Consider the following 19,575-nt stretch of genomic DNA (forward strand, 5'->3'; position numbering starts at 1 on the left):
CTCCTTAGTCGAACTTCATCCGCACGGCTTTCAGGTTAATCACCGCCAGCGCGCCCACCAGCAGGAAGATCAGGGTGGCGATCGCCGCCGCCAGACCAAAGTCCTGTCCGCCGCCCCCCTCGAAGGCGATGCGCCACGTATAGTTCACCAGCAGATCGGTATAGCCCGCCGGCGTGGTGGTGCCAAGGCGATCGGGGCCGCCGTTGGTCAGCAGCTGCACCAGCACGAAGTTGTTAAAGTTAAAGGCGAAGCTGGCGATCATCAGCGGCATCAGCGGCTTCAGCAGCAGCGGCAGGGTAATCAGAAAGAAATTCTGCATCGGCCCCGCGCCATCCATCGCCGAGGCTTCGTAGAGATCGTCTGGAATCGCCTTCAGCAGCCCCATGCAGAGGATCATCATATAGGGATAGCCCAGCCAGGTATTGACGATAACCAGCATGGCGCGCGCCAGCAGTGGGTCGCTGAACCAGGCGGGCTGCAGGCCGAACAGGGCGTTGAGCAGCACGTTGATCTCGCCGAAGCTCTGGTTAAACAGCCCCTTGAAAATCAGTATCGAAATAAAGGCCGGTACGGCGTAGGGCAGGATCAGCATCACGCGATAAATCGCTTTGCCTTTCAGCGCCTCCCACTGCACCAGACAGGCGAGCACCATGCCGACGGCGACGGTCAGCGCCACGGTCAGCAGCGAGAAGAGCAGCGTCCAGCCGAAAATCGCCAGGAAGGGCTTCTGGATGCCTTCGTCGGTGAAGACGCGCACAAAGTTCTTCCAGCCTGCGCCAACCGTAAAGCCCGGGCTGAGCTGCTCGCTGCCCCAGCTGCCGTCGGCGTTGACGCGCTGGAAGAAGCCGGTTTGATCGTTCGCCTGATAGATCTCGCCGCTCTGCTGATTTTTCAGCCGCTGGTCGGCGGTGAGCTGATAGAGCGGCCGCGTGCCGGAGAACTGCCGCAGCGAACTCATCACCAGTTCGCGACCGTCCGGCAGCCTGGCGCGGAGTTGACTGAGCGCCTGCCGGTTGCCGGTGACGACCTTCAGCGTCGCGCGCTGGCCCGCCGGCGGCGCGGCAGGGGTCATGCTGAGCTGCTGTTCGCCGCCAAAAGCGAACGGCGGCGAGACATAGCTCTCGCTGTCAGCGGAGAGCACCAGCTGCCAGCGATCGCCCGCAGGATAGAGCGCGAAGTTCATTCCCGCGCCGTCCTGATACTGACGGCTCAGCAACACCTGCTGCGCGCGCGCCTGGGTGAGCTGGTTGGTGCTGCTGTAGTTGGTAAAGGCGATCGCCACGGTACAGGCGAGGGGAAAGAGCACAAACAGCGCCATCCCGGCGAGACCGGGATAAACGTAGCGCCAGGCGTAGGCGCGCCGGTTAGCGTAGATCCAGATGCCCGCCGCGCTGACGATCAGCGTCAGCAGCGCAAACAGATATTCGCCCTGCGCATACATCAGCACCAGAAGGTAGCCGACCAGCAGACAGCAGATCCCGACGAGAACGCGCTTCAGCAGCTGGCCCGCGCCTCCTGTTTTCGGTTTTCCTGACATGATTCGGTGTTCCTTAACAACCAGTGGTAAGCCGGCGCGAACCGGCTTTGGGAGAGGCGTTACTTGTTCAGGCGCGCCTGCGCGTCTTTCAGTGCGGCATCGACGCTCTGACGTCCGCTCAGGGCGTTAAGCGTGGCGGTGCGCATCGCATACCAGAAGGCCGCCATCTGCGGGATATTCGGCATGATGTCGCCGCTACGCGCGTTGTTCATGGTAGCGGCGATGCGCTCGTCTTTTTCCAGCGCCTGCTGGAACGACTTCAGCGTGACTGCGCCCAGCGGTTTGTCTTTATTCACCGCGTCCAGACCGGCATCGGTCAGCAGGTAGTTCTCAAGGAACTCTTTCGCCAGCTCTTTATTCGGGCTGGCGGCGTTGATGCCCGCGCTCAGCACGCCGACGAAGGTTTTCGACGGTTTGCCGTTCAGGGTCGGCAGCAGCGTGACGCCGTAGTTGATGCCGCTCTTGTCGATATTGCTCCAGGCCCAGGGACCGTTAATGGTCATCGCGGTCTGGCCTTTATTGAACGCCGCTTCGGCGATAGAGTAGTCGGTGTCGGCGTTGAGGGTTTTGGCTTTAACCTGATCGACCAGGAACTGCATGCCCGCTTTCGCGCCGGCGTTATCTACGCCGGTATCTTTGACGTCGTAGCCGCTGTCGCTCTTTTTAAAGGCGTAAGCGCCGCCTGCAGCCAGCAGCGGCCAGGTGAAGTAGGGTTCCTGCAGGTTGAACATAATGGCGCTCTTGCCTTTGGCGCGCAGCTGTTTGTCGACGGCCGCCATCTCTTCCCAGCTTTTCGGCGGGTTAGGCAGCAGGTCTTTGTTGTAGATCAGCGATAGCGATTCCACTGACACCGGGTAGCCGATCAGCTTGCCGTTAAAGCGCACCGCGTCCCAGGTAAAAGGAAAGAGCTTCTCCTGGAAGCTTTTATCCGGCGAGATCTCCGCCAGCAGCCCTGACTGGGCATAGCCGCCGAAGCGGTCGTGCGCCCAGAAGATAATGTCCGGGCCGTCGCCGGTGGCGGCCACCTGCGGATATTTCTCTTCCATTTTATCCGGATGCTCGACCGTGACTTTAATGCCGGTATCCTGCTCGAACTTCTTACCCACTTCGGCCAGCCCGTTATAGCCTTTATCGCCGTTGATCCAGATAACCAGTTTTCCCTCTTCGATCTTCGCGATTGCCGAGGCCGAAAACAGCATGGCCGTAAGGGCGGAAAGGGCAAAAATGCGTGCGCCGGTTTTCATTGTCATAACTCCATCCTGTTAGCGGAAACGGAAATCGTTTTCCCGCACATTGTGACCATCCGCCGCTGCTTCTCATCCTCCCGCGCTCTACGCCTGCCGACGCTAAGCCGTGATCTCCGTTGCAAAACCGGGCGGTTATCACGGTCTGGCGCACACTCCGGTCGCCGCGACTCTGCGCAGTCGATCACAAAAAACCGCGCGCCGCTGCCGTTACAGGGAGAGGCGCGGCGATCTCCTCCTCCTCTCACATCCCCCAGCTAAAGCGCCTGCGGCGGAGGATGCGCGCGCCCGGAACCTTTCCCATAGTGGACGCCGGAGTCTGCCTGCGGCGATGCAGGCAAGAATGAGCAAGCGGAGAGGAAAGCATCATGGCGAGCGTCGCGTTACGCAATGTCACCAAGGCCTGGGGCGACACCCTGGTCTCGAAGGACATCAATCTGGAAATCGGCGAAGGAGAGTTTGTGGTGTTCGTCGGCCCGTCGGGCTGCGGCAAATCCACGCTGCTGCGCATGATCGCCGGTCTGGAGACCATTACCCGCGGCGAGCTGCTGATCGGCGGCCAGCGAATGAACGAGGTGCCGCCCGCCGAGCGCGGCATCGGCATGGTGTTTCAGTCCTATGCCCTCTATCCGCACCTGTCGGTGGCGGAAAATATGTCTTTCGGCCTGAAGCTGGCGGGCGTCAGGCGTGACGAGATCCAGCATCGCGTTAATCAGGTGGCGGAAGTGCTGCAGCTGGCGCATCTGCTCGACCGTCGGCCCAAAGCGCTCTCCGGCGGTCAGCGCCAGCGCGTGGCGATCGGCCGTACGCTGGTCGCCGAGCCGCGCGTCTTTTTACTCGACGAGCCGCTCTCCAACCTGGACGCCGCGCTGCGCGTGCAGATGCGCATCGAGATTTCGCGCCTGCACAAGCGCCTGAAGCGCACCATGATTTACGTCACCCACGATCAGATCGAGGCGATGACGCTGGCGGACAAGATCGTGGTGCTGGATGCCGGGCGCATCGCCCAGGTCGGCAGGCCGCTGGAGCTCTATCACTATCCCGCTAACCGCTTCGTCGCCGGATTTATCGGCTCGCCGCGCATGAATTTCCTGCCCGTTAAAGTGACCGCCACCGCTATCGATCAGGTGCAGGTCCGCCTGCCTAACGATCAGCGCATCTGGCTACCGGTCGAGAGCGCAGGCGTCCAGGTGGGCAGCAATATGTCGTTAGGCATCCGACCTGAACACCTGCTCTCCAGCGATATCGCCGACGTCACGCTCGAGGGCGAGGTGCAGGTGGTCGAGCAGCTCGGCAACGAAACGCAAATCCATATCCAGATCCCCGCTATCCGTCAAAACCTGGTTTACCGCCAGGAGGACGTCGTGCTGGTAGAAGAGGGCGCCCTGATGGGCATTGGCCTGCCACCGGAGCGCTGTCACCTGTTCCGCGAGGACGGGAGCGCCTGTCGCAGGCTGCATCAGGAGCCTGGTGTTTAGCCCTGCAAAACAATAAAAGCAATGATCTCAGGAGATAGAAAATGATAACTCTGCGCAAACTTCCCGTCGCTATCGCCATCGCGGCGGGCACGATCTCTGCCTCGTCGATGGCGGTCGACTTTACCGGCTACGCCCGTTCCGGCATCGGCTGGACCGGCAGCGGCGGCGAACAGCAGTGCTTTCAGGCTACCGGCGCGCAAAGCAAATACCGTCTGGGCAACGAATGCGAAACCTACGCCGAACTGAAGCTGGGCCAGGAAGTGTGGAAAGAGGGCGACAAAAGCTTCTACTTCGACACCAACGTCGCCTATTCAGTGGCGCAACAGAATGACTGGGAGGCGACATCCCCCGCCTTCCGCGAGGCGAACGTCAAAGGCAAGAACCTGATCGACGCGCTGCCGGGCTCCACTATCTGGGCCGGTAAGCGCTTCTACCAGCGTCACGACGTGCATATGATCGACTTCTACTACTGGGATATCTCCGGCCCGGGCGCCGGTCTGGAAGATGTAGATCTCGGCTTCGGCAAGCTCTCTTTCGCGGCGACGCGCTCCTCAGAGGCGGGCGGCTCCTATACCTTCTCCAGCGATCGCATCCGCGATTACGCCACCAGCACCGCCAACGACGTCTTCGACGTGCGCCTGGCCGGACTGGAAACCAACCCGGACGGCGTGCTGGAGCTGGGTGTCGATTATGGCCGCGCCAACGCGCGCGACGGCTACCGTATCGAAGACGGCGCGTCGAAAGATGGCTGGATGTTCACGGCGGAGCATACCCAGAGCATGCTCAAGGGCTACAACAAATTCGTGCTGCAGTACGCCACCGATGCGCTCACCTCGCAGGGCAAAGGGCTGCCGCAGGGCACCAACATCAACAACAACGGCAGCATGTACCGCGTCCTCGATCACGGCGCCATCTCGCTCGCCGACCGCTGGGACCTGATGTACGTGGCGATGTACCAGAACACCGATCTGGACAACAACCGCGGCACCGAGTGGTACACCGTCGGCGTGCGCCCGATGTACAAATGGACGCCGATCATGAGCACGCTGCTGGAAGTGGGCTACGACAACGTGAAGTCGCAGCAGGTCAGCGAACGCAACGGCCAGTACAAAATCACCCTCGCTCAGCAGTGGCAGGCGGGCGACAGCATCTGGTCGCGCCCGGCGCTGCGCCTGTTCGCTACCTATGCCAAATGGGATGAGAAGTGGGGCTACAGCAAAGATGCCTCCGGCGATCTGACCTCGCTGGCTTCCGCAGACAGCACCGGCAACGGGCTCTTCACCAACAGCCGCGGCGACAACGATGAGTGGAGCTTCGGCGCGCAGATGGAAATCTGGTGGTAAACCCTACCGACCTGTAACGCAAACGGCCGCCGTGCGTTCAGCGCACGGCGCTTTCTGAGCAGCCGCGGCCATTGCCTGGCTTCAGCGGCTGTCCGACAGCCTGTTGAGAATATAAAAATGAAAAAGAAAACGCTTACCGCACTCTGTCTGAGCGTCGCGCTGCTGACGAGCCTCGCCCTGCCAGCGCATGCTGAAATTAACCTGGTGCCGCAGGATCTCTCCGCCGCGCCGACGATCCCGACCGCGAGCCTGCAGCGACTGAGCTGGCAGCCCGTCGACACCTCGCGCCCGCAGAGCATCTCGCTGTCGCAGAGCGGCACGCAGCTTGACGTCAGCGGCATCACCGGTCCGGTCGCCGCGTTTAGCCTGCCTGCCAGCCAGGGCGAGCTGACGGTGACGCTGAGCAGCGAAGTGTCGCACAATCAGGTATTCGCCCCCAATGTGCTGGTGCTCGACGAGAATCTGCGTCCCGCCGCCTGGTTCCCGAGCCGCTTTTTTACCTATCAACAGCCGGGCGTGATGAGCGCCGACCGCCTGGAAGGGGTGATGAAGCTGACGCCGGCGCTGGGCCAGCAAAAAATCTATCTGCTGGTATTCACCACCGCGCAGGATCTCGGCCAGACCACCACGCTGGTGGATCCGGCGAAAGCCTACGCCAGAGGCACCGGCCATGCGGTGCCCGATATTCCCGATCCGGTCGCGCGTCACGGCGTGGACGGCAAAATAAAGCTGAAAGTCTCCACCAGCTCCGCCTCCTCGATTCTGGTCGGCCCGCTGTTCGGCTCCTCAGGTCCGGCGCCGGTTACGGTCGGCAGCACCCAGCCGGTTGCGCAGGCGGCGGCACGCACCGCGCCCGCCGCGCCGTCGGCGCCGCTGGTGGACGATACCGAAAGTTACTTTAATCAGAGCATCCGTCAGGCGGTGGATCAGGGCAATATCGATAAAGCCCTCAAGCTGCTGGACGAGGCGGAACGCCTGGGTTCGACGTCGGCGCGCAAAACCTTTATCAGCAGTGTTAAAGGCAAGGGGTGATGCTGCCCCGACAGTGCTGAGTTGCCCCACCTGGTGCGCTACGGCGCACCTTTTTTTATGGAAAAATAACGTATGAAGGGCGGTTATACATCACGCCTTCCCCGGCATATTCTTGGCATATGTAAGGATGGGAGGACAAAAAAATGCGTACGGTATCGATATTCAAAAACGGTAATAAGCGGGCGATTCGCCTGCCGCGCGATCTCGATTTCGACGGCGTAAACGAACTGGAGATTATTCGCGAAGGCGACTCTCTGATCCTGCGACCAGTCAAGCCGAGCTGGGGGTCATTTCGCGAGCAAGAAAAGGCTGACGCCGATTTTATGACGGAGCGTGCAGACGTTTTCAGCGATGAAGGGCGATTTGAGCTGTGATTAAAACCTATATGCTCGATACAAATATCTGCTCTTTTATTATGCGGGAACATCCGGAAGCCGTACTCATGCGGCTGGAGCAAGCTGTGCTGCGTCGTCATCGAATTGTTGTGTCGGCGATAACCTATGCGGAAATGCGGTTTGGCGCTGTTGGCAAGAAAGCGTCGCCTCGCCATGTACAGCTGGTTGAAGCGTTCTGCGCGCGCCTGGATGCCATTCTGGCCTGGGATGGCCATGCAGTGGACGCAACTACAGAAATCAAGCGTGCGCTGACCGCTATTGGCAGGCTCATTGGTCCGAATGATACCGCCATTGCCGGGCACGCTATTGCGGCTGACGCCATGCTTGTTACCCATAACGTCAAGGAATTTGAGCGCGTGTCAGGGCTTGTTTTTGAAGACTGGAGCAAATGATCGCCTGACGGTGATGGAAATAGCGCAGTCCATAATCGTCAGCCCGCGCGCGGCGGGCTAACGTCTCTCTTCTATTTCATCCCCTTTCTGCCGCGATCCACCGCCGCCAGCAGCGCATCGACCGCCGGATCGCTGAACATCTCCTCCAGCGTCGCGCTGAGCTTGCGCCGCCAGTTAGGCCAGGCGTCGACGGTGCCGGGCACGTTTACCGGCGTCGTCATATCCAGCCACTCTTCCGGCTGCAGGCCGAGCAGGGCGCTTTGCGTGTCGGCCAGATAGCCCAGAATCGCCTGGCTGAGCGCGCGAGTCATACGCGCGCCGCCCCGCTGAAAGCGCCGGCGCGGGGGCAGCGCGCCGCTGCGCAGCAGGGTCTGCAACAGCGCTTTCCTTGCCGCCTGCCTGTCGCGATACAGCCCCGCTAGGACATCCTTATCGGGATAGAGGCCCAGCTTGCTGCCCAGACGAAGATCGTCGCTGCGCCACCAGCCGCGCAGCGTCGGCATATCGTGGGTGGTGGCGACCGCCATCGCCTGGCGCGGCCACTGCCCCGGCGCGCGGAACGCCTGCTTCGACGCCTGCTCGAAATAGAGCACCTTGTAGGAGTAGACGCCCGCGTCCCGCAGTTTGTCGACGATCGCCGCCGGCACGGTGCCTAAATCCTCGCCGATCACCATACAGCGGTGGCGCTGACTCTCCAGCGCCAGAATTGCCAGCAGCGCGTCCACCGGATAGTGCACATAGGCGCCTTCCGCCGCGCTTTCGCCCTGCGGGATCCACCAGAGGCGCAGCAGCGCCATCACATGATCGATACGCAGCGCGCCGCAATCCTGCATGCTGGCGCGCAACAGGGTGATCCAGGGCTCAAACGCGCGCGCGGCCATCACCTGCGGATCCATCGGCGGCAGCCCCCAGTTTTGCCCCAGCGGACCGAGAATATCGGGCGGCGCGCCGACGCTTGCTTCAAGACAGTAAAGCTCCCGCTCGCGCCAGGTTTCCGCGCCGTCGCGCGCCACGCCTACCGCCAGATCGCGGTACAGGCCGATCGCCATCTCATGCTGCCGACAGCGCTGCCAGCACGCCGCGAACTGCCGGGCCGCCAGCCACTGCAGCCAGAGATAAAAGCGCACCTCATCGCTCTGCTCAATGCGAAATGCCAGCACGGCGGCGCTGTCGGGATGCTGAAAGGCGTCCGGCCAGCTTTGCCAGCCGTGACTGTCACCATCCTGCTTACGTTGCTCGGCATGCAGGGCGTCAAACAGGCCCTGGCAGAGCAGGCTGTCGCCGCCCGCCTCGACAAAATCCTCAAACGCCGCCGCCTCCGCGTCATCCGCGTCGCGCAGTCGAAACGCCTGCCAGGCCAGCCGTAAGCCCTCCAGCTTCAGGCGCGTCACGGCAGGGTAATCTACCCATTCCGCGCGGCGCGCCGCCTGCAATGCCTGCTGGGTCGCCTCAAGACACCACCAGGCCCGCGCCGCCTCGCTCTGCTGAAAGTCCGGCACCGCGTTGACGTCGATGTAGAGAATATTGAGCCAGCGGCGCGACGAAGGACTGTACGGGCTGGCGCTCTCTGGCTCGGCGGGAAACAGGGCGTGCAGGGGATTCAGCCCGACAAAGGCGCCGCCGCGGCGCGCCGTCTCGTCGATCATCTGCCGCAGATCGCCAAAGTCGCCGATGCCCCAGTTATGTGCCGATCGCAGCGTATAGAGCTGGATGCAGCTGCCCCACAGCGATTCGCCCGCCAGCAGCGCGGGCGGCTCATAGCAGCGCGGCGGCGCGACGATAACGCAGCAGCCGTAGCGCTGCGCCTCATGCTCCAGCGTCAGCTGGTGGTAGCCGTCCGGCAACGGCGGCAGCGTCAGGGTTTCGCCCGCCGCGCAGCGGCCTGACCAGCACGCGCCCCCTTCGCTGGTCAGCTGCCAGCTGGCCGCGCTGAGAAGCACCGGCGAGAGCGTCAGCGGCTCGCCCTGGCGGAAGATGGCCGCAGGCGGCAGCGGAGACGCGCCCGCGTTCTGAGGCTGCATCAGCCCCAGCAGACGCTCGCGGGTCAGCGTGGAGACCTGCTGCGGCCGGCCGTGGGCATCAATGTAATCGGGCGCAATCAGGCCGTCTGCGGCGCGATCGAGATGATTTTTCGGTTTCATGGCGTTCCTCAGCGCGCGGCCTGCCAGATACGTTGCTGATAATCGCGGATGGCGCGGTCGGCGCTGAACATGCCGCAGCGCGCGGTGTTCAGGATCGCGGCGCGCGTCCAGGCGTCCGGATCGGCCCACAGCGCTTCGACCTGCTGCTGGGCGTTGAGATAGTGGCGGAAATCGGCCAGCACCAGGTAGGGATCGCCGCCCGTCGGGCCCAGGCTGCGCACCAGCGCGTCGAAGGCCGTCGTGTCACCGTCGCTAAAGGTGCCGTCCTCCAGCGCGGTCAGCGCCCGATCCAGCTGCGGATCTTTTTTGCGCCAGGTCGCCGGCGCGTAGCCCGCCTGCTTCAGCGCAGTCACCTGCTCGACGGTATGGCCGAAAATAAAGATATTCTCCTCGCCGACCTGCTGGGCGATCTCCACGTTCGCGCCGTCCAGGGTGCCAATCGTCAGCGCGCCGTTAAGCGCCAGCTTCATGTTGCCGGTTCCGGAAGCCTCTTTGCCCGCCGTCGAGATCTGCTCGGAGAGATCGGCGGCAGGAATGAGCCGCTCCGCCACCGAGACGTTATAGTCGGGAATAAACACGATTTTAAGGCGGTCGCCGACGCGCGGATCGGCGTTAACCACGGCCGCCACCTTGTTAATGGCGTAAATGATATTTTTCGCCAGCGCGTAGCCCGGCGCCGCTTTGGCGCCGAACAGCATCACGCGCGGCGTCAGATTCGCCTGCGGATCGCTGACCAGCGTTTGCCACAGGGCGATGATATGCAGCAGCATCAGATGCTGGCGCTTATATTCGTGGAGGCGCTTGATCTGCACGTCGAACAAGGCGTCAGGCTGAACGCGGATGCCGGTCTTTTCGGCGATCCAGCGCGTTAACGCCGCCTTGTTCTGCTGCTTGATGGCGCGATACTCCGCGCGAAACGCGGCGTCGTCCGCCAGCGGCGCCAGGTCGCTGAGCGCATCCAGATCGTTAACCCAGGGGCGCGACAGCGTATTGTCGATCAGCGTGGCCAGCGCCGGATTGCACTGCTGGATCCAGCGACGCGGCGTAATGCCGTTAGTGACGTTGTGAAACTTCTCCGGCCACAGCGCGTGGTATTCCGGGAAGAGATCCTGTACCACCAGCCGGGAGTGCAGCGCCGCCACGCCGTTGACCGCAAAACCGCTGACCACGCAGAGGTTAGCCATGCGCAGCTGCTGATTGTGCACCACCGCCAGCTTCGCCCAGATCGCCTCATTGCCGGGCCAGCGCGCCTCGACCTCTTTTTTGAGCTGCGCGTTCAGCGTATTGATAATCATCATATGGCGCGGCAGCAGCGCGCGTACCAGACGCAGGTTCCAGCACTCCAGCGCCTCCGGCATCAGCGTATGGTTGGTGTAGGCGAAGGTGCGCTGCGTAATGCGCCACGCCCGATCCCAGGAGAGCTGATGCTCGTCGATCAGCAGGCGCAGCAGCTCCGGGATCGCCAGCGTTGGATGGGTATCGTTGAGCTGGATCACTTCATAGTCGGGCAGCGTCTCGATGGCGCGGCCAGCCTGATGGTGACGACGCAGGATGTCGGCCAGCGTGCAGGCGCACTGAAAATATTGCTGCATCAGGCGCAGCTTTTTCCCGGCCTGGTGATTGTCGTTGGGGTAGAGCACCTTCGTCAGCTTCTCCGCATCGATGCCCTGCTGTTCGGCGCGCAGGAAATCGCCGTCGTTGAAGCGCTGCAGGTTGAACGGACGCGCGTGTTTCGCCTGCCAGAGGCGCAGCGGCTGGGTGACGCCGTTGCCATAGCCGACGACGGGCAGATCCCAGGCCTCGCCCTGCAGCAGGAAAGCGGGCTCCCAGCGCGGGCGCCCCTCTTCCGTCACCACCTTGCCGCCCAGACCGACCTGCACGGTCAGCGCGGCGTTGTGACGAAACCAGGGATAGCGGTCGCGTCCCCAGTCGTCAGGCTGTTCATGCTGCGCGCCTTCGATAAAACGCTGGCGAAACAGGCCATATTGATAGTTCAGGCCGTAGCCGATGGCGGGCTGGCCGGTGGTGGCCATCGCGTCGAGAAAACAGGCCGCCAGCCGTCCCAGGCCGCCGTTGCCGAGCGCCGGATCGGTCTCGCGCTCCAGCACGTCGCTCAGGGCGATGTCCCAGGCGGCGAGCGCGTCGGCGACCGCCTGATACCAGCCCAGGTTGAGCAGGTTATTTCCCGTCAGCCGGCCGGTGAGAAACTCCATGGAGAGATAGTTAACGTGGCGCTGCGACCCGGATGCGGGCTGCGCAGGCAGTTCGGCCAGTAGTTCGGCCAGCGCGCCGCTCAGCGCCTGCCACCACTGCTGTTGCGTCATCTCCTGCGCGTCGCGCAGGCCGAAGCGTTGCCACTGCCGCGTGAGTGCGGCGGTAAAGCGGGCGTGATCGAAGGGTTGCGAATTCATGTCGTGTGCTTCCTGTCAGAACGAAAAGGGATTGCCTGCCAGTTTGCCTGCCGCCTTTCGGGCGCTCCTCCTCCTGCATGAAATTCAGCAGGGAGGATAACGAGGGCGGAGAGGCCAGGGTAAATCTGAAAGCGGCGCAGGAGTGTGATTGCACTCGCTTTTGTTAAGCCTGCCTTACAGGTTCGCTTGCATTCAGCTAACGGATCAGTGAACGTGTATGAAGATTAATTACGAAGCGTAAAAAAATGATGCGCTGAACGTTAATGGAGAAGCGTGCGCCCATGTTAATTCCCTCGAAGCTCAGTCGTCCCGTACGCCTTGAAAGCACCGTCACGCGCGATCGCCTGCTGCAAAAGCTGGGCGCAGCGGGCAATTACCGGCTGGTGTTGATTACCAGCCCTGCGGGCTACGGCAAAACCACGCTGGTCTCGCAGTGGGCGGCGGATAGAAAGGATCTGGGCTGGTATTCATTAGACGAGGGCGACAATCAGCCGGAGCGCTTCGCCGACTATCTTATCGCGGCGCTGCAGCAGGCGACGCAGGGCGGCTGCAGCCGCAGCGAAACGCTGGCGCAGAAGCGGCAGTACGTCAACCTCAACGCGCTTTTCGCGCAGCTGTTTATCGAGCTGGCCGACTGGCGGCAGCCGCTGTGGCTGATCGTGGATGACTATCACCACATCGCCAACCCCGCCATTCATGAGGCGATGCGCTTTTTCCTGCGCCATCAGCCCGACAACCTGACGCTGGTCGTGCTGTCGCGCAATCTGCCGCAGCTCGGCATCGCCAATCTGCGCGTGCGCGAACAGCTGCTGGAGCTGGGCAGCCAGCAGCTGGCGTTTACCCATCACGAGGCGAAACAGTTTTTTGACTGTCGCCTGAGCGCGCCGCTCGCCTCTGAAGAGAGCGGGCGCCTGTGCGACGACGTGGCGGGCTGGGCGACGGCGCTTCAGCTGATCGCTATCTCCGCGCGTCAGGGCGCCGGCTCGGCGCAGAACTCCGCGCGGCGGCTCTCCGGCATCAACGCCAGCCACCTTGCCGACTATCTGGTGGAGGAGGTGCTGGACAATATCGACGACGCGACGCGTCATTTCCTGCTGAAAACCGCGCTGCTACGCTCGATGAATGACGCGCTGGTCGCCTGCGTGACCGGCGAGGCGAATGGGCGCATGCGGCTGGAGGAGATTGAGCGGCGAGGGCTCTTCCTGCAGCGTATGGATGATTCGGGCCAGTGGTTCAGCTATCACCCGCTGTTTGGATCGTTTTTGCGCCAGCGTTGTCAGTGGGAGCTGGCAGCCGAGCTGCCCGCGGTGCATCGCGCAGCCGCGCAAAGCTGGATGGCGCAGGGATTCCCCGGCGAAGCGATCCATCATGCGCTCGCCTCAGGCGACGTCGAGATGCTGCGCAACGTGCTGCTGGCGCACGCCTGGACGCTGTTCAATCAGAGCGAGCTGGCGCTGCTGGAGAACTCGCTGAGCGCGCTTCCCTGGGCGACGCTGGTGAATAATCCACGCCTGGTGCTGCTACAGGCCTGGCTGATGCAGAGCCAGCATCGCTTTTCCGAGGTTAACCGCCTGCTGGCGAAGTTCGAGCAGGCGTGCAGCTGCGAGATCGACGCCGCGCTTCAGGGCGAATTCAACGCCGTGCGTGCGCAGGTGGCGATCAACGACGGCAACACCGAAGAGGCGGAGCAGCTTGCCCGCCTGGCGCTGGAAGCCCTGCCGGAAAGCCGCCGCTACAGCCGCATCGTCGCCACCTCGGTGCATGGCGAAGTGATGCACTGCAAAGGCGAGCTGGCGAGTTCGCTGGCGCTGATGCGCCAGACCGAGCAGATGGCGCGCCGCGATGAAACCTGGCACTACGCGCTCTGGAGCCTGATCCAGCAAAGCGAAATTCTTTTCGCGCAGGGATTTCTGCAGGCCGCCTGGGAGATTCAGGAGAAAGCGTTCGTGCTGGTTGGCGAGCAGCATCTGGCGCAGTTTCCGCTGCACGAGTTTCTGCTGCGCATTCGCGCCCAGCTGATGTGGGCGTGGGGCCGGCTGGATGAGGCGGAGCAGGCGGCGCGCGAAGGTATGAAAGTGTTGAAGGGCTACCCGCCGCAGCAGCAGATCCAGTGTCTGGGCCTGCTGGTGCAGTGCTCGCTGGCGCGCGGCAATCTGGATAACGCGCGCAGCTACCTGAACCGTCTGGAGAATCTGCTCAACAACGGCAGCCTGCACAGCGACTGGATCGCTAACGCCGACAAGGTGAGGGTGATCTACTGGCAGATGACGGGCGACGTGCAGAGCGCCAGCCACTGGATGCGGCACACCGCGAAGCCCGCCTTCGCCAATAACCACTTCCTGCAGGGGCAGTGGCGCAATATCGCGCGGGCGCAGATCCTGCAGGGCGATCTCAGCCAGGCGGAAGTGGTGCTGGAAGAGCTCAACGAAAACGCGCGCGCGCTGCGTCTGATGAGCGATATGAACCGCAACCTGCTGCTGCTCAATCAGATCTACTGGCAGACCGGACGCAAAGCCGAAGCGCAGCGCGCGCTCATCGAGGCGCTGAAGCTGGCGCGCGGCACCGGCTTTATCAGCCATTTCGTGATCGAAGGCGAGATCATGGCGCAGCAGCTGCGCCAGCTTATCCAGCTTAACGCGCTGGAAGAGCTGGATAATCATCGCGCGCGCCGTATCCTGAATGAAATTAACAAATACCATCGCCATAAGTTCGCCCATTTCGACGAGGGATTCGTCAGCCGACTGCTGAATCATCCCGACGTGCCGGAGCTGATCCGCACCAGCCCGCTGACGCAGCGCGAATGGCAGGTGCTGGGCCTGATCTACTCCGGCTACAGCAACGACCAGATCGCCGGGGAGCTGGATGTGGCCGCCACCACCATTAAAACCCATATCCGCAACCTCTATCAGAAGCTGGGCGTCTCGCATCGCGCCGAGGCGATGCATCAGGCGCAGTCGATGCTGAAGCTGATGGGATATGTGTGAAGTTGCCCGCCCTGTGCTCGAGCGCGATAGCCTCATGAAAATGTCCGGTATTTCCGGAAAGGGTCTGGCACAAATCCGCCACTGAGGCTCTTTCCCGCCAGCCTGCGGCCAGAAATGCCCCCCTCACAGCCCCCCCCTTTTTTACGGCTGTGAGAGGGGCACACCGCTTTTACTCACTGTACCGGATAGCGCGTCGCGCTCAGCGCACCGCGGCGGTCGAAACGCCGCATCCCCAGCCACAGCAGCGCCGTAGCGAACCAGCCGATAACCCACGAGACGTCATTCCCGGCGAAAATCCAGGTCAGCGAGCCGTGGTGCAGCGGATTATCGATAAAGGGCAGCTGGATCAGCACGCCGATAAAATAGGTGGCGATGCCCGGCCAGTTCCAGCGGCCGTAGCGCCCGTCCGGCTGCGACAGCGCGGGAATGTCGATATGGCCTTTGGTAATAAGGTAAAAATCGGTCAGGCTGATGGCGCTCCAGGGCACGAAAAAGGCCAGCAGGAACAGCAGAAAGTGGGTGAACGATTTAAGAAAAGCGGGCTCACTGATCAGCGCGATACCGCAGGAGATCGCCACCATCAGCACCACGAACCCAATCCGTCCGCCCCGGCTCAGGGAGGTTTGCCGGCTGAAGCCGGAGACGATGGTGGTCAGCGACATAAAGCTGCCGTAGGCGTTCAGCGTGGTAAAGGTGATCTTGCCGAAGCAAATGGCAAAATAGATCACCATCGCCATGGTGGCGCTGCTGCCTAAGCCAACGATATAGCCCACCTCATTGCCGGAGAAGGCGCTGCCCGCGATAGCCGCGACGATAACGCCCAGCGTCATCGACGCCTGGGTGCCGAACACGGTACCGAAGAACACCGCGCTGAACAGACGTTTCGCGGAGACCTCCTGCGGCAGGTAGCGCGAATAGTCGGAGACATAGGGGCAAAACGCGATCTGCCATGACGAGGAGAGAGAGACGGCGAGTAAAAAGGTTGAGAAAGCGAAGTGGCGATTCTGCCAGAGCGGCGCTAAATCGTGGGTCGAGAGCAGCGTGACGAACAGATAGAAGAACGCCAGCACGCCGATGACGCTGGCTACTTTGCCCAGCTTATGAATAACGCGATATCCCAGCACCGCAATCACGATAATGATCAGGCTGAACAGGATCATCCCGGCGGCGTTATCAATATGCAGCAGCTTCGCCATCGCCTGACCGGCCAGCACCGTGCCGCTGGCGGAGAAGCCGATATACATAATGCATACCAGCACCAGCGGGATCACCGCGCCGAAGACGCCGAACTGAATGCGGCTGGTGATCATCTGCGGCAGGCCCAGTCGCGGTCCCTGCACGGCGTGCAGCGCCATCACCGCCGCGCCGATGATCTGACCCACGAGCAGGCCGATAATCGACCAGACCACATCGCCGCCCAGCACCACGGCGAGCGCGCCTGTGACGATAGCCGTAATTTGCAGATTGCCGCCGAACCATAGCGTGAACTGGCTGAACGGATGTCCGTGACGTTCGCGGTGAGGAATAAAATCGATCGATCGGGTTTCAGAAAGCCGCCGGCTCTCGCCGTCTGAACGCGCTGATGCAGGAAGTTCCGCTGACATAGGTTCCTCGCCAGGTTGAAGTGTTAATTATTATCTGCCCTTTGTTAACCGTTGCGATGCTACATGTATATACATGTACGGATGTTGTCATGCCGTTTTAAAAGTTACAAGGCGGCGGGTCATTGGAAATTGTGATGGCGCTGGCAAGCCTGGCATGACGAACAGAGAGAAAAGCGCGCAAGAATATGCTACATAAGCGCAGTCTGCCGCCGCGATAAAAACAGCAGATGAGAAGAACGGGCTAACCTGCAGTAAGCGCAGGATTTACCCGCAAGATTATTGTATAGTCCGCGCTTTTTGGAGGTTTCCCTTGCTTAACGCATCCACGCGCCTGAACAAATACATCAGCGAGAGCGGAATCTGTTCGCGCCGCGACGCCGATCGCTACATCGAACAGGGCAACGTGTTTATCAACGGCAAACGCGCTGCCGTCGGCGCGCAGGTCTTTCCGGGTGACAGCGTCAAGGTAAACGGCCAGCTGATTGAGCCCCGCAGCGAAGAAGATCTGGTGTTGATCGCTCTGAACAAGCCGGTCGGTATCATCACCACTATGGAAGAGGGCGAACGCGACAACATTCGCGACTTCGTTAACCACAGCGAGCGCATCTTTCCTATCGGCCGACTGGATAAAGATTCCCAGGGGCTGATCTTCCTCACCAACAATGGCGATCTGGTGAATAAAATCCTGCGCGCGGGCAATAACCACGAGAAAGAGTATGTGGTCACCGTTGATAAGCCGATCACCGACGACTTTATCGCCGGTATGGGCGCAGGCGTGCCGATGCTCGGCACCGTCACTAAAAAATGCAAAGTGGTGAAAGAGTCCACGTTTGTCTTCCGCATTACGCTGGTGCAGGGCCTGAACCGTCAGATCCGCCGCATGTGTAAGCATTTTGGCTTTGAGGTCACGAAGCTGGAGCGCACGCGCATTATGAACGTCAGCCTGAAGGGCATTCCGCTGGGCGAATGGCGCGACCTTACCGACGACGAGCTGGCGGAGCTGTTTAAGCTAATCGAAAACTCCTCTTCGGAAGAGAAGCCCGCAAAGAAAAAGACGCCCGCGAAAAGCAGCGCGGTGAAAAAGCCGGTTATCAGCAGCGCGCCGAAGAAAAGCGAGAAGAGCGACGACCGCGCGGGCAACCGCAAACGCTTTGTCCAGCCAGGACGCAAGAAGAAGGGGCGTTAACGCCCGGGCCATAACGGCGGCAGCGCGTTGATAAGCGGTTCAGGCGATATCGACGCGCTGCCAGTCGGGCTGGACGTCGGCGATCTCAATGCCTGAAAAAGCGCTCTCCGCGAGCGCATTGCAGTCCAGATGAAGATACACCGGCCGTCCAGCACCAGCCGGTCGAGGCGAATCCCGCTTCCCGGCCCGGAGAACCGCAGGTCAGCCGGCGCCGGGTATCGCCAGATCGTTGTGATCGCCGGCGCCGCCCTGGCAAACCGTTACGGCTATTTTCTTTTCATCATGCTGCTTCTTTTATCCCGTTGATTAGAAAGCTTTTTAACGCTTTAGCATAATCCATGATAAAGTAGACGCAAAAAAATCGCGCCCGCGTCTAGACGACCGGTCTAATAAAGGCTATTTTGAATTCATGAACACAGTCGCTCACAAGCACAGAGAAGACATTCGCGAACATATCCTGGACACCGGCCAGCGCATTATGGCCAGCAAAGGATACTCGGCTGTCGGTCTCAACGAAATTCTGACGGAAGCAGGCGTGCCGAAAGGCTCGTTCTATCACTACTTCGGTTCGAAAGATGCCTTTGGCGTCGCTATGCTGGAAAGTTACTTTGACGACTATCTGGCGAATATGGACGAGACCCTGAGCCAGCCCAACTGCACGATGCAGCAAAGGCTGATGCACTACTGGCAGCAGTGGCAGGATACGCAATCTTTTCAGGACTGTCAGGGCAAATGCCTGGCCGTCAAGCTGGGCGCCGAAGTGGCCGATCTCTCGGAAGCGATGCGCCATACGCTGGAAAAGGGCACCGCCGGCATCGTGGCGCGCCTGACGGACGCCATTGAGGCGGGCGTAGCGGAAGGGTCGCTGCGCACTGAAGAGAAGCCGGCCGTGGTGGCGGAAACTCTCTATCAGCTCTGGCTCGGCGCCAGCGTGATGGTCAAGATTGTACGCAACAAGCGGCCGTTTGCATCAGCCATGGCGCTGACGCAGCAAATGCTTAACGCTGCCTCCTGACGGGGCGGCAAAAAAGGTCGGCAACGACTTTTTTTATCAGCAAAATCTAGACGACTGGTCTACTATTTAAATGGCAACTTCATTAAGCGGAGAACAGACATGAAAGTATTAATGGTTTTGACCTCGCACGATCGGCTGGGCGACACCGGACGTAAAACGGGTTTCTGGCTGGAAGAGCTGGCCGCGCCTTACTACGCCTTTAAAGACGCCGGCGCCGAAATTACCCTGGCCTCGCCGCAAGGCGGCAACCCGCCGCTGGATCCGAAAAGCAATGAGCCTGATTTCCAGACCGAGCTGACCCATCGCTTCGAGGCGGATGAAGAGGCCAAAGCGCAGCTGGCGTCAACGGTACGCCTGGAGAGCGTTTCCGCCTCCGACTTCGATACGGTGTTCTACCCAGGCGGCCACGGCCCGTTATGGGATCTGGCGGAAGATCAGCACTCCATCGCCCTGATAGAAAGCTTTATTGCCGCTCAAAAACCGGTTGCGCTGGTTTGTCATGCGCCGGGCGTGCTGCGCCATGTGAAAACCGCAGAGGGGCGTCCGCTGGTCGAAGGTAAAAAAGTGACCGGCTTCGCTAACAGCGAAGAAGAGGGCGTCGGCCTGACCAACATCGTGCCTTTCCTGGTAGAGGATGAGCTGATCGCCAAAGGCGGCCTCTATTCCAAAGGCGAAGACTGGGGCTCCTGGGTAGTGCAGGACGGCCTGCTAATCACCGGACAGAACCCGGGCTCATCGGCGGCAACGGCGGCGCAGCTGCTGAAAGCGCTAGCGAAGTAATCGCTTATTCTGCGGCGGCGCACCTTCGCCCCG

The 19,575-nt window shown here is 61.3% G+C and carries 14 protein-coding genes; 9 read left to right on the plus strand and 5 right to left on the minus strand.

Annotation, left to right across the window (positions count from 1 at the left end; genetic code table 11):
• Positions 1 to 4 precede the first annotated feature (4 nt).
• Positions 5 to 1,537, minus strand: coding sequence for a maltose ABC transporter permease MalF (gene malF, locus MHZ89_RS21000; RefSeq protein WP_084885377.1), 1,533 nt, complete (start codon positions 1,535 to 1,537; stop codon positions 5 to 7).
• A 59-nt stretch (positions 1,538 to 1,596) separates the two neighbouring features.
• Positions 1,597 to 2,787, minus strand: a complete 1,191-nt coding sequence (gene malE / locus MHZ89_RS21005; RefSeq protein ID WP_033755649.1) for a maltose/maltodextrin ABC transporter substrate-binding protein MalE — start codon at positions 2,785 to 2,787, stop codon at positions 1,597 to 1,599.
• Between the two features lie 362 nt (positions 2,788 to 3,149).
• Here malE and malK point away from each other — a divergent pair, with 362 nt between their 5' ends.
• The 5 genes from malK (at position 3,150) to MHZ89_RS21030 (ending at position 7,421) form a co-directional block, all read left to right on the plus strand.
• Positions 3,150 to 4,259 carry a maltose/maltodextrin ABC transporter ATP-binding protein MalK gene (gene malK / locus MHZ89_RS21010; RefSeq protein WP_033755647.1) on the plus strand — a complete coding sequence of 370 codons (1,110 nt, stop codon included), beginning with the start codon at positions 3,150 to 3,152 and terminating at the stop codon, positions 4,257 to 4,259.
• A gap of 41 nt (positions 4,260 to 4,300) precedes the next feature.
• Positions 4,301 to 5,602, plus strand: coding sequence for a maltoporin (locus tag MHZ89_RS21015; protein WP_033755645.1), 1,302 nt, complete (start codon positions 4,301 to 4,303; stop codon positions 5,600 to 5,602).
• A gap of 117 nt (positions 5,603 to 5,719) precedes the next feature.
• Complete coding sequence (gene malM / locus MHZ89_RS21020) at positions 5,720 to 6,634, plus strand: maltose operon protein MalM (protein ID WP_033755643.1); 915 nt, start codon at positions 5,720 to 5,722, stop codon at positions 6,632 to 6,634.
• Between the two features lie 143 nt (positions 6,635 to 6,777).
• Entirely contained in the window at positions 6,778 to 7,008 is a 231-nt protein-coding gene (vapB, locus tag MHZ89_RS21025; RefSeq protein WP_033755641.1) for a type II toxin-antitoxin system VapB family antitoxin, read from the plus strand.
• The gene (locus MHZ89_RS21030) at positions 7,005 to 7,421 is read left to right on the plus strand and encodes a type II toxin-antitoxin system VapC family toxin (protein WP_311784532.1); all 417 of its coding nucleotides are present in this window, start codon (positions 7,005 to 7,007) and stop codon (positions 7,419 to 7,421) included. The genes vapB and MHZ89_RS21030 overlap by 4 nt, the downstream gene beginning before the upstream one ends.
• 71 nt (positions 7,422 to 7,492) lie before the next feature.
• Here MHZ89_RS21030 and malQ read toward each other — a convergent pair whose 3' ends face one another.
• Both malQ and malP read right to left on the minus strand, forming a co-directional pair.
• Entirely contained in the window at positions 7,493 to 9,562 is a 2,070-nt protein-coding gene (gene malQ / locus MHZ89_RS21035) for a 4-alpha-glucanotransferase (RefSeq protein WP_033755639.1), read from the minus strand.
• Positions 9,563 to 9,570: 8 nt separating this feature from the next.
• Positions 9,571 to 11,973: a maltodextrin phosphorylase gene (gene malP, locus MHZ89_RS21040; protein ID WP_033755637.1), complete on the minus strand. Its 2,403-nt coding sequence runs from the start codon at positions 11,971 to 11,973 to the stop codon at positions 9,571 to 9,573.
• Between the two features lie 281 nt (positions 11,974 to 12,254).
• On the opposite strand from malP, the gene malT reads away from it, so the two are divergent.
• The gene (gene malT / locus MHZ89_RS21045; protein WP_033755635.1) at positions 12,255 to 14,957 is read left to right on the plus strand and encodes an HTH-type transcriptional regulator MalT; all 2,703 of its coding nucleotides are present in this window, start codon (positions 12,255 to 12,257) and stop codon (positions 14,955 to 14,957) included.
• Positions 14,958 to 15,130: 173 nt separating this feature from the next.
• Here the strand turns inward: malT and MHZ89_RS21050 are convergent, their stop codons facing one another.
• Positions 15,131 to 16,561, minus strand: coding sequence for a cytosine permease (locus MHZ89_RS21050; protein ID WP_033755633.1), 1,431 nt, complete (start codon positions 16,559 to 16,561; stop codon positions 15,131 to 15,133).
• 310 nt (positions 16,562 to 16,871) lie between these two features.
• On the opposite strand from MHZ89_RS21050, the gene rluF reads away from it, so the two are divergent.
• The 3 genes from rluF (at position 16,872) to MHZ89_RS21065 (ending at position 19,542) form a co-directional block, all read left to right on the plus strand.
• A complete protein-coding gene (gene rluF / locus MHZ89_RS21055) occupies positions 16,872 to 17,747 on the plus strand; it encodes a 23S rRNA pseudouridine(2604) synthase RluF (protein WP_033755631.1) in 876 nt (291 codons plus the stop codon).
• Between the two features lie 409 nt (positions 17,748 to 18,156).
• Complete coding sequence (locus MHZ89_RS21060) at positions 18,157 to 18,762, plus strand: TetR/AcrR family transcriptional regulator (protein ID WP_033755629.1); 606 nt, start codon at positions 18,157 to 18,159, stop codon at positions 18,760 to 18,762.
• A 99-nt stretch (positions 18,763 to 18,861) separates the two neighbouring features.
• Positions 18,862 to 19,542, plus strand: coding sequence for a type 1 glutamine amidotransferase domain-containing protein (locus MHZ89_RS21065; protein ID WP_033755628.1), 681 nt, complete (start codon positions 18,862 to 18,864; stop codon positions 19,540 to 19,542).
• The last annotated feature ends 33 nt before the right edge of the window (positions 19,543 to 19,575 follow it).

The sequence above is a fragment of the Pantoea sp. ACRSB genome, from assembly GCF_022346905.1.
Taxonomy (GTDB): Bacteria; Pseudomonadota; Gammaproteobacteria; order Enterobacterales; family Enterobacteriaceae; genus Pantoea; species Pantoea piersonii.